General features: G+C 55.0%; 10 protein-coding genes. 3 read left to right on the top strand and 7 right to left on the bottom strand.

What is annotated here, in order from left to right:
* The first annotated feature begins 893 nt into the window (after nt 1-893).
* Nucleotides 894-1,721 carry a zinc finger domain-containing protein gene (locus QVP03_RS04670; protein ID WP_022332413.1) on the top strand — a complete coding sequence of 276 codons (828 nt, stop codon included), beginning with the start codon at nt 894-896 and terminating at the stop codon, nt 1,719-1,721.
* A gap of 214 nt (nt 1,722-1,935) precedes the next feature.
* On the opposite strand, the gene QVP03_RS04675 is transcribed toward QVP03_RS04670, so the two are convergent.
* The 6 genes from QVP03_RS04675 to dapF all read right to left on the bottom strand — a co-directional run bounded on the left by QVP03_RS04675 (nt 1,936) and on the right by dapF (nt 6,985).
* Nucleotides 1,936-2,745 carry a M48 family metallopeptidase gene (locus QVP03_RS04675; RefSeq protein WP_022332414.1) on the bottom strand — a complete coding sequence of 270 codons (810 nt, stop codon included), beginning with the start codon at nt 2,743-2,745 and terminating at the stop codon, nt 1,936-1,938.
* Between the two features lie 117 nt (nt 2,746-2,862).
* Nucleotides 2,863-3,144: a zinc ribbon domain-containing protein gene (locus tag QVP03_RS04680; RefSeq protein ID WP_022332415.1), complete on the bottom strand. Its 282-nt coding sequence runs from the start codon at nt 3,142-3,144 to the stop codon at nt 2,863-2,865.
* 146 nt (nt 3,145-3,290) lie between these two features.
* Entirely contained in the window at nt 3,291-5,018 is a 1,728-nt protein-coding gene (locus tag QVP03_RS04685; RefSeq protein WP_278809683.1) for a hypothetical protein, read from the bottom strand.
* A 129-nt stretch (nt 5,019-5,147) separates the two neighbouring features.
* Nucleotides 5,148-5,945, bottom strand: a complete 798-nt coding sequence (locus QVP03_RS04690) for an alpha/beta fold hydrolase (protein WP_022332417.1) — start codon at nt 5,943-5,945, stop codon at nt 5,148-5,150.
* 10 nt (nt 5,946-5,955) lie between these two features.
* The gene (locus QVP03_RS04695; RefSeq protein ID WP_022332418.1) at nt 5,956-6,159 is read right to left on the bottom strand and encodes a hypothetical protein; all 204 of its coding nucleotides are present in this window, start codon (nt 6,157-6,159) and stop codon (nt 5,956-5,958) included.
* Nucleotides 6,160-6,178: 19 nt separating this feature from the next.
* Entirely contained in the window at nt 6,179-6,985 is an 807-nt protein-coding gene (gene dapF, locus QVP03_RS04700) for a diaminopimelate epimerase (RefSeq protein ID WP_022332419.1), read from the bottom strand.
* 136 nt (nt 6,986-7,121) lie between these two features.
* On the opposite strand from dapF, the gene QVP03_RS04705 reads away from it, so the two are divergent.
* Entirely contained in the window at nt 7,122-7,868 is a 747-nt protein-coding gene (locus QVP03_RS04705) for a nitroreductase family protein (RefSeq protein WP_022332420.1), read from the top strand.
* 40 nt (nt 7,869-7,908) lie between these two features.
* Entirely contained in the window at nt 7,909-10,281 is a 2,373-nt protein-coding gene (locus QVP03_RS04710; protein WP_229111667.1) for a translocation and assembly module lipoprotein TamL, read from the top strand.
* Nucleotides 10,282-10,393: 112 nt separating this feature from the next.
* Here QVP03_RS04710 and QVP03_RS04715 read toward each other — a convergent pair.
* The coding region (locus QVP03_RS04715) for a helix-turn-helix domain-containing protein (RefSeq protein ID WP_288210643.1) at nt 10,394-10,599 on the bottom strand (206 nt) is incomplete at its 5' end.

Raw genomic sequence — 10,599 nt, forward strand, 5'->3', positions numbered from 1 at the left:
TCAGATCATTAGATCTGACCTTTTTTTATGTTTAGATTTTTACGGCCGGAGTTGCATGTCGAAAACGGACGGCCTTTAGGGCGCTCTGTTTTTTATTTCTTCCATTTTTTATGAAATCCGCAGTGGCTGCATGTCAACTCGTAAGTGTTGTTTTGGACGGAGAGGAGATGCAATGAAATATTATGGCACTTGGAGCAGCGCAGTGTCGATAATAACAGTTCATATTGCCTGAACAGGAGGATATTAATGCTGCTCACGGCGATGCATGACAATCCGAACCAAGGATTCTGGCAGGCAAATGCAAAAAATAATCCGCCTGCCATTATCAAAGAAAGTACAGTCAGTCCGGATAGGCGGATGATCCTGTTCTGCATGTGTTTCGAGAACCAGAGCGGCAGTGTGGCGCAAATACTGACTGTTGCAGGGACGAAACTGATGCAGATTAGCAGTAGATAGCTATTCATAATATCAGTCAGCCGGTCCCTCGGCGTATGTAAGTGGGGATAGTGGGATTGTATCATAAAAAAACGTGGGACAAAACTCATATATTTGCTTTTCGAGGTCTTAGGAAACCATGTAGTACAAATATAGAATGAAGCCCACGTTGGAAACGTGAGCGTCAAACTTCATTCCTCGTACTACTTCAGAAAGTTCCTAAGTTTCGAAAAGCAAGGTATAAAGCTAACGCTTTTTATATGTATGCCCTGCTTTTTTTGAATGCAAGGGCGTAATAATCTGAATTAGAGATCTTCTGTTGTTAATTCATAGGCAGTGCGATTTAAAATTCGTCACTACAAATATATATAAAAAATCGGAATAGCCGAAATCGAAGCCGATCTCCGGCATCGCATGGAAATTTGATTATCTTTGCTGCAACACCTGAAACTAAAAAAATGATCGAAATTCCCGAATCTCACGCGTATGCACGGCAAGCCGGCGATATGCTGTCCGGACGGACGGTTACCGATGTTTTCAACGCAACGTATCCTCATAAATTTACCTGGTATACCGGGGATCCGGCCGCATACAGGAGTTTGTTCGCCGGAAAAAAAGTTCTGGCTGCCGCAGGTTATGGGGCATTTGTCGACCTGCTGTTGGAGGATAGGGTGCATATCGCGCTTTCCGACGGCGTACACATGCGTTACTGTCCGGCCGGAGCGGATATCCCGCCCAAATACCAGTTGCTAATAGCATTCGACGATGACAGTTTCCTGGTCTTCACGGTGGCCATGTATGGCGGGATCAATGCTTTCCGGGATACACTGGATAATCCGTACTACCTGGGTGCCTTGTCGAAACCTTCCCCGCTCGGCGATGGGTTCGATGCCGCTTATTTCGACCGCCTGGTGGCCGGTGCTAAACCTAATCTTTCCGCCAAAGCGTTCCTTGCTACGCAACAGCGGATTCCCGGCTTGGGAAACGGCGTCCTGCAGGATATTCTTTTCAATGCACGGATCCACCCTAAACGGAAGATGGCGACGTTGGGCGAGCGAGAACTGGACGCGCTGTTCGGCGCTGTGAAATCCACGCTGGCCGAAATGACAGCGGTCGGTGGCCGGGATACGGAGAAGGATCTTTTCGGCAATTCCGGCGGGTATAAGGTTGTGCTCTCGAAAAATACATATGCGGATCCGTGCCCAGTATGCGGAGGTGCACTTGTCAAGGAGGCCTATCTGGGTGGCGCGGTTTACTATTGCCCGCATTGCCAGCCGTTGAAATAGCACCGGGTTTACTGGAGGGGGCGGATTTGTTTTTCAAAGATGCCCGGTCTGCGGTTCCGCCGAAAGAATGAACGGCAAAAGCCGGGGATTTCCCCGGCTTTTGCGTAATTGTGCGGCAGATAGATTATTGGCCGCATGGGCTGCCGAATAGCTGTGCGGACTCTCCCTGTTGTGACCCTGTCCCGGGCGAGCCGGTATTATTTCGGTGTAACTTCTACTGTTGTTGCGCGGTCGCGTGTGCGTCGGCCTTCTCTTTCATCCGGGCGGCGCGTTTCTCGCTGTCGGGGTGCGATGAAAACATCTTCTGTACGGTCGATGCCTTGGCTCCCTTCGAAAGTTCTACCAGTTTGTTCAGCGAGTTGCCCATCGCATAGGGGCTGAAACCGTGTTTTACGGAGAATTCAAATCCGTATTCGTCAGCTTCGTACTCCTGTTTCTGCGAGAATTGCGCATCGGTGAAGGCCGTCACCAATTCGCCCAGCTGCGAGCCGCTCAGCTTGGCCAGCCTGCTCCCTTCCGCAGCCCCGGCAGCATTGCGGGCCGCGGATGCCAGGTAGGCGTTTTTCATCGCATGTTTTGTGTCGGCGTGGACTACGTGCCCGATTTCGTGCCCGATGATCGCCATCAGTTCGTCGTCGTCCATCAGATCCATCAAGGCGCTGAAGACGCGGATCGAACCGTCGCCGCAAGCGAAGGCATTGACGTCGGCCACCTTGTAAACCTTGAAGTTGAGCGGTAACCCGTCGACCTCTGTGATACCCTCGGTCAGGCGTTTGAGGCGGGCCCCGTATTCGGTCGTCTCATCGGCGACGGGGTTGTTGGCGTCCATCCATGCTACGGCTTCGCGGCTCAACTGTGCGATGTCGCTGTCGCTCAGGGTCACCGCTTTGGCGACATCCTTCCCGGCGTCGAGCAGTTTTGCCGTGTTGAGTTTCTTGCCGCCGATTTTCAGCTGGGCAATCGCATCCCCGGGCCACAGGACGCTTAGGGACAGGACGGAACATAAAAGCAGGAGTTTCTTCATTTTCGTTTACGGAGTTTTAAGTTTCCAGGCAAAGATAGCAAATTATCCGGGAACCGCTATGGACGTAAAGCCCATTCGGTTTTCCCGGTTCCGAATGTTATTGCCGTGCTGCGAAGCTCAGTCTTTTTTCCAGCGCTTGAGTGTGGGAAAGTATTCGCGCATCAGCGTGACGGACTCCTCGAAAGTATAGCTTTTGCCATTTTCGTCGCGGAACTGTTCGTGGAACTGTGCACAGTGGCGGATCATCTCCTCCATCGTACATGCCGCGGTGAAGGTGCCGCCCTTGTAACAATAGACGCAGTATTCCCCGCTCGGGCTTCCGTCGGTTTCAGTGCCGAAATCGCCCGCCGCCTGCATCGGCATGCCGCAGCTCTGGCAGAATTTCATCTCTTCGTTCATCGTTCTAAAGTTTTATATCCTGCCGGAACCGATGAGGCGCGGTTCGTCGAGGATCGGTTTAGTCTGTGCCGGAAATATCCATTTTACAAATGTAGGCAATTCCCGTTTCCGGCAAATTTATTTGCCGGATATATTCGCGGGCATGGTTAAAAGCAAAAGCAGTCGATCATCCATTGGTCGTCTATACCTTTGACCGTGGCATTCAGATTCCCGTCCGATGAGGTAAGTTGCATCTCCTGCCGTCTGGTATCCCAGATAAAGTCCACTTCCCAGGTTATCGGGTTCATCTCTTCGGCGATGGCGGAGTAGTTGTCGATCAGCGGATCCTTGCGGAGCCACTCGCCCTGTCCGCTGCCTATTTTGCCTGTTTTAACACTGTCGGCCATCTGGTCGAAAGTCGTTTCCAGACTCTTGAGCAGGTCGGGCGTAAGGTAATTGCTTTGCTTCAGTGCGTGGACGTATTTGCCGAGTTCATCCCGGTCGAGTTTTACAAGTTTGCCTTCGTCATCGTATTTTGCAGCTTTCAGCTCCTTGAACGACCAGTAATTGGCTTTGTACCAGTCGATAAACTCGGTAGCCCTCTCTTTGGCCCGGGCTATATTGCGGGTCTGGCTGCGAACCGTTTCCGCAGGATAAAGTTCGTTCGGATACACGTCGAGTATTTGATCGAGGAGTATGCGCCACATGGCGCTGGTTCCGTCGTTGGAACGCCGCCCCCAGAACGTATAAGCCCAAAGCAACAGATATTGATCGTCGGAATTTCTGTTGACCGTGTAGCGTACATAGGGATTGGTGATGTAGTCGCCGTATTCTCGCCAAAGCAGATACGTGTCTTCCTCGTTTGCATAGTTGTAAATGTCAGTGAAAGCGTCCCTGCCGTTCTTTTCACCCAGTGCGTTCAACTCCCGCCAGGCCAGATCGAGCATGTCGACCCTTTTGGCAAAGAAATTATAATCGATAGCGTCCTTTCTTTTCAGCAGCGCTTTTTTCAGCCACCAGAGCATGGTGTCGAAATCCTCCGAATCGAAATCCTCATAGTCCGAGTGGAATACCTGATGGTAAAAGCGGCTTAACCGCTGTTTGACGACGAAGCGCATGCTGTCCCTTGCCGCGAATTCCCTGTATTTTTCTTCGCCTATCTCCTCGGGACTCGTTAGGATACAAGGCGTATAAATCGCATTCGGATTATATTCCAATATTTCGCTGCACTCCATTACAAAAGAATAAACGTAGTCTTCACCCAGTGCTGCCCAATCGTATTGGTTGTAGATATACATAGCGTCGTCGGCAAGACGTTCTGCGGTTTCTTCACTCACGACTACCTCTTCGTCGGGGCAGTCCGGGGTTTCTCGCTGCGCGTCCGATTCCGTATATTCCCGGTTGTCCGATGTCGAGCGGCGATGCGATTCCGACCAATAGAATGCGTCGGTCGAGGCGAGGTCGCATGCGATGGTCGAGACCAGAATGTATGCGATGGTCGACAGAATGAAAAGCAGGATCAGCACTATTTTCCAGCCGGTTTTTCGGATACGGGTGGTTCTGCGCAGGAGAAGTACCAGCAGCCAGGTAATAAAAAGATGTACCGCAATGAAAATGGAGAATACCCGGAAGAATCCCCGAATCCAGATGTCGGGTATTGTGGAAGCTAAGAAGGCGGACGGTACGGCCAGCAACAGCGACAGTGGTATGAAGAGCTGGGTTTTCGACAATCGCTCCACGAAACTCTGCTGTCGCTCCTCTTCCGAAAGAGGTTCTATTTTATTGGTCAGTCGCACCAGCCCCACGATTATGCAGGTCACCAGTGCGGGAAGCAGGAGAGTCCAGAATTCGAAGACGGCGAGCCATGTCAGAGGAGTCGAGTAGTCGCTGCCCAACTTGGAGTATAGGGCTATGAGGGAGATTGAAATGCCTATCCCCGTTGAAATCAGATAAATGCCGCTGATAAGCCGGCGAAAGTGTTTTCTTGTCATTATTGTTTGGGATTGTGTGTTGGGGTGGGGGTGTTATTTTGGCACGAAATCCAGGATCGCCCGGGCCGTCGCCTCGGGTTCTTCGAGGAATCCCATGTGTCCCGAGTTTTCCAGCCATACGACCTTCGCCTGCGGATGCTCCGCGACCATTTTCTCGGCCGCTTCGGGCGGGATGTAACCGTCTTTCCTGCCGAGGATAAAGAGCTGCGGCACCTTCGACGAGCGCAACATCGCGTTCTGGTCTTTGCGGGCGATCATGCCGCCCAGCAGGGCGACAATCCCTTCGTCCTCGGTAAGGAAAACCTGTTCGGTCAGGTCTTCGATATGATCCTGCATCCGCGCGCGGTTCTCTTCGGCAAAGCCTGCTGCCGGAGCTACCCGGGCGAGCATCTCCTTCTTGCCTGCCTTTACGAGGGCGATCTCCCTGCGGCGGTTTTCAGCTTTTTCGGGAGTGTCGCGATTGGGCGTGGAACTGAGCAGGACGAGCCCGTCGAGCATCTCCGGATGGCGCTCGCAGAATGCCAGTGCCACGTAGCCGCCCATGGAGTGTCCAACGAGCGTACAGCGCCCGATACCAAGGGCCGTGAGGGCGTCGGCTACCGTGTCGGCCAGGAAATCCATCGTATGCACTTCGCCTGTGACGACCGAAATGCCGTGCCCCGGCAGATCCAGCGTCACTACGCGTACCTCTTTATAGAGGTAGGGGACGAAATCCTCCCATACCAGTGACGATTCGAGATAGCCGTGCAGCAGCACGACGCACTTTTCACCGGCCTGTGAATCGCAGATATGCAGGGCCGTAGTCCCCGCCATTATGAATTTTTCGGTCATGTCCCGGGAATTATTCCTCCTCGTCATCCCCTTCGTCGAGGTAGTCGAGTACGGATTCGCGCCGCGTCGTGCCGAGGAGGTTCTCGTCGTCCTCTTCGTCGATCGAACGGTAGAGCGAGTGCCGCTCTTTGCCGCTCTTGCGTATCGGATCGAGGCGTTTTGCCTTTCGAAGTTCGTCTGCGTCGTGTTCGCGGATTCCCTTGGGTGTTTTCATGGGTGGGAGAGGATTGGTTTTAGAAATTGTCGGTTTCGAATACCCCGCTGAAAACCCTGCGGGCAGGGCCCGTGAGCCTGATATTCGTATAATTCTGTGTCCCGGCCTCGTGCGTGAAGCCCACGATCAGCTCTCCGCCGGGAACCTGTATCCGGTATTTTGTCGTTCCGTGCTGCAAAGCATAGTTGGTTATGATCGCCGCAGCCGTGGCACCCGTGCCGCAGGCCAGCGTCTCGTGCTCGACGCCCCGTTCATAGGTGCGCATACGGATCGCTCCGTTGCCCGTGACCTCGACGAAATTGACGTTCGTACCCTGCGGGAACCGCCCCGTATCGTAACGGATACCCCTGCCGCGTCCGTTTACGTCGATGCCGTCGACATCATGCACCATTTCCACGTAGTGGGGAACCCCCGTATTGAGGAACCACCAGCCGTCGCCGCTGCGGATTTCCGATACATTTATCATGCCCAGCTCGATTTCGCCCGCGGGGCCCTGCGCACGCCGGATGTGTGCCGTATGCACGCCGTCCGTCGCGTCGAAATATTTGGTTTCCCCGCCGATGCCCAGATGTTCGGCGAAGAGCGCGAAGCAGCGGGCGCCGTTGCCGCACATCTCCCCTGCCGACCCGTCGGCGTTGTAGTAACGCATCGAGCAGTCCAGCCCGGCGCTGCGGCGCAGGGTCATCAGCCCGTCGGCGCCGATGCCGAAATGACGGTCGCACAGGGCGGCGATATGTCCGGCATCCGGCCGGAATGCTCCCTCGCGGTCGTCGATCAGGATGAAATCGTTGCCCGCCCCCTCGTATTTGACGAATTTTACCAGCACTTCCGATAGTGGTTATATCATCGCAAAAATAATAAAACTTCTAAAAGTTTTACTACTTTTGTGGAAAATATGCGTATTCGCCGCTACCGGCAGGCGCCCGTATTGTTTTTTCAGAAAACCTATAAATACAATTCCCATGAAAAGTGTGCTTTTCAAGCATCGTTCGATACGTAAGTTCCGTTCCACCCCAATTCCCGAGGACGTGCTGCACGAGATTCTCGAAGCGGCATCGCGTGCTTCGACATGCGGCAACATGCAGCTCTACTCGCTGGTTGTGACCCGCGATGCCGCTTTGCGCGGGAGGCTCGCCCCGTGCCACTTCAACCAGCCGATGGTGACGCAGGCTCCGTGCGTGGTGACGGTCTGCGCCGATGTGCACCGCTTCTCGATGTGGTGCCGGCAGCGCGATGCCGACCCGGCCTATGACAATTTCGCGTGGTTTCTCAATGCCGCGACCGATGCCCTGCTCGCCGCCCAGAACCTGTGCGTCGAGGCCGAACTGAAGGGGCTGGGCATTTGCTATCTCGGAACGACGATCTATACTGCCGGCGAGATCGCCGACATTCTGGAACTGCCCAAGGGCGTCATTCCGCTGACGACCGTCGTCGTGGGGTATCCCGACGAGTCGCCCGGGCTGACCGACCGCCTGCCGCTCGAAGGCGTGGTGCACTATGAGAAATATACCGACTATACGGCTGCCGAAATCGACGAGTTGTGGGCCGAGCGTGAAGAGTCGGAACTCACCAAACGCCTCCTCGAGGAGAACGACCTGCCCAACCTGGCGCAGGTCTTCACGCAGCGCCGCTACGTCCGCAAGGACAACCTTGCGATTTCGAACTCCTATTTCGCGCTCCTGAAGGAAAAAGGGTTCTTTAACAACTGACGCTGGGGTGCGGGGGGCCTGTCGTATATTCGTTGCCGCCATGCTGGGCCTGATCTGCTCCGCATGCAGCGTCACGCGCAAGATCCCCGAAGGTCAGTACCTGTTGCAGAAGGTGAAGATCGACGCCGACAAGTCGACGCCCCGCAAGGAGCGTATCACTGCGGCTGATTTCGAGAAATACGTGCGCCAGACCCCTAACAAACGTTTTCTGGGTACCAATTTCTATGTCTGGCTCTACGAGCAGGCCAATCCCGGCAAGCAGAACTGGTGGAACAACTGGAAGCGCCGGATCGGGCAGGAGCCCGTATTGCTGGACATGGGCCTGACGGAGCGGAGTGCCCAGAACCTGAAGATCTTTATGGATTCGAAGGGATTTCGCGCGTCGCAGGTGACCTTCGAGGTGGATACCACTTCGCGGCGCAAACGCGCCAGGGTCACCTACCGAACCCGGCAGGGCGAGCCTTACCGGATCGACTCCGTTTCCTATGAGTTCCGGGACAAGTTCCTCGAACAGATCATCCTTCCCGATACCGCCAATACGCTGCTCCGCAAGGGCGGCATCTTCGACATCACGGTACTCGACCGCGAGCGCGAGCGTATTGCGGCCTACCTCAAGGAGCGGGGGTATTACAACTTTACGGTCAACAACATCGAGTATGTGGCCGATACGCTGGGCGGCGGCCATAAGGTCGGGCTCGAACTGGTTGTCAAGCAGAACCTTACGGGATATGACGAGCGCGGCCTTCCGGTCATGGACAACAACATGGTCTACCGTATCGACCAGATCAACGTCTTCCCCAATTACGACCCTACGGTAGCCCGAACCGATTCGACCTTCCTGCAGCGGCTCGACACGCTCTATTACCGCGGCCTGAATATCGTCTACGAGAAACGCCCCAACCTGCGACCCGCGATCCTGCGGCAGGCGGTGCCGCTCTACCCGAACTATGTCTACAATTCGGCACAGGTGAACCGCGCGTATACCGACCTGATGTCGCTCGGGTATTTCAAGAGCGCCAAAATCGAATTCGAGGAGCAGCCCCAGAGTGCCGATGTCACCAACTATGTCTCCTTTATCGGAGCATCGGCCGATTCCACGCAGACCCGCTATACGCGGGAAGGGTACCTGAAATGCAATATCCTCTGTACCCCGACCCTGAAACAGAGCTTCAAGGTCGATCTGGAAGGAAGCACCACGTCGAGCTTCTACGGGCTGAAAGCCACCGTGGGCTACCAAAACCGCAATATTTTCCGGGGTGCCGAAGCATTCGACGTTTCGTTCACGGCCGGTTATGAGTTTATGAAGGCTCCCGATGCCAAGAAGAAGCGGGCTACGGAGTTCGGCATAACGACCGGGCTGACTTTCCCGCGTTTCCTGATGCCCTGGCGCACGCGGCGGTTCCGTTCGGTCAACCAGCCCAAGACCAAGGTCGAGTTGTCGGTCAATTTCCAGGATCGCCCCTATTACCGGCGCACGCTTTCCAGCGCGGGCATCACCTACCAGTGGACGAACGACCGTTACTCGTCGTTCTCGCTGCGGCCCATTGACATCAACGTGGTCGATGTCAACAACCTCGACGAATCGTTCCTGATGATAAACAAGACCGACTCTGCGGGGCACCAGGAACTCACTCCGAACAAGTACCTGCTCGAGAGTTTCCGGACGCAGTTCATCGGCGGGCTGACGTTCGGCTATTCGTACAACAACCAGCGCAAGAACCTTGGGGGCAATGCGACCAATATTCGGTTCAATTTCGAGACGGCGGGCAACCTGATCGACGCCGTAGACCGCCTGTTCTACGCACGTCCCAAAGACGGAAGCCCGGCCAAGATCTTCGGGATCGAATATTCACAGTATTTCCGTACCGACCTGAGCATCAGCCGCAAGATCATGCTGGGCGGCGCCACGGCACTCGTCGGCCGCATCTATGGCGGCGTGGCGATGGCTTACGGCAATTCGGCCTCCGTTCCGTTTGACCGCCAGTTCTATTGCGGCGGCAGCAACGGCATGCGCGGCTGGGCGCCCCGTACGCTGGGGCAGGGTTCGGTGCCCGACCCTCACAGCTCCTTCCCGATACAGACGGGCGATGTGAAGCTGGAGGCCAACCTCGAACTGCGTTTCCCGGTATGGGGCATGGTGCATGGCGCGACCTTCTTCGACCTGGGAAACATTTGGTATATCCGCCAGAGCTCCGACTACTCCGACGATGCGGTCTTTCATTTCGACAAGTTTTACAAGCAGTTGGGTTTCAATACGGGGATCGGCCTGCGGCTGGACATCAAGTTTGCGGTACTCCGCCTCGACTGGGGCGTGCAGCTCCATAATCCGAACAATCCCTCCGGCGAAAAGTGGATACACAACCTGCGCTGGAAAAATACGGCGCTCAATTTCGGCGTGGGGTATCCCTTCTGATCCCCGCCCTTTCCTTTTTTGCCGGCGGAGGATTACCCTCGGAGCCCGACGCATAAAGCCTCCCCGGCCGTATGGCCGGGGAGGCTTCGTTGTCTGCGGCAATGCCGTGCCGTCAGTTCTGTGCCTTGTACTGCGAAGGCGACATGCCCGTATTGCGTTTGAAGTAGCTGCCGAAGAACGATTGGTTCGGGAAATTGAGGTAGTAGGCGATCTCCTGAATGCTCATGGTGGAATATTTGAGCAGTGTCTTGGCCTCGATGATCACGTAGTTGTCGATCCACTCCGAAACCGACAGCCCGCTGATCCGTTTTATGAGCG

The organism is Alistipes sp. CAG:29 (assembly GCF_000435435.1).
In the GTDB taxonomy this organism is placed as follows: Bacteria; Bacteroidota; Bacteroidia; order Bacteroidales; family Rikenellaceae; genus Alistipes; species Alistipes onderdonkii.

What these genes read in the sequence shown, in the direction of transcription:
- QVP03_RS04670 (WP_022332413.1), top strand. Translation starts at nt 894, where the DNA reads ATGATCGAAATTCCCGAATCTCACGCGTATGCACGGCAAGCCGGCGAT.
- QVP03_RS04675 (WP_022332414.1), bottom strand. Translation starts at nt 2,745, where the DNA reads ATGAAGAAACTCCTGCTTTTATGTTCCGTCCTGTCCCTAAGCGTCCTG.
- QVP03_RS04680 (WP_022332415.1), bottom strand. Translation starts at nt 3,144, where the DNA reads ATGAACGAAGAGATGAAATTCTGCCAGAGCTGCGGCATGCCGATGCAG.
- QVP03_RS04690 (WP_022332417.1), bottom strand. Translation starts at nt 5,945, where the DNA reads ATGACCGAAAAATTCATAATGGCGGGGACTACGGCCCTGCATATCTGC.
- QVP03_RS04695 (WP_022332418.1), bottom strand. Translation starts at nt 6,159, where the DNA reads ATGAAAACACCCAAGGGAATCCGCGAACACGACGCAGACGAACTTCGA.
- QVP03_RS04705 (WP_022332420.1), top strand. Translation starts at nt 7,122, where the DNA reads ATGAAAAGTGTGCTTTTCAAGCATCGTTCGATACGTAAGTTCCGTTCC.
- QVP03_RS04710 (WP_229111667.1), top strand. Translation starts at nt 7,909, where the DNA reads ATGCTGGGCCTGATCTGCTCCGCATGCAGCGTCACGCGCAAGATCCCC.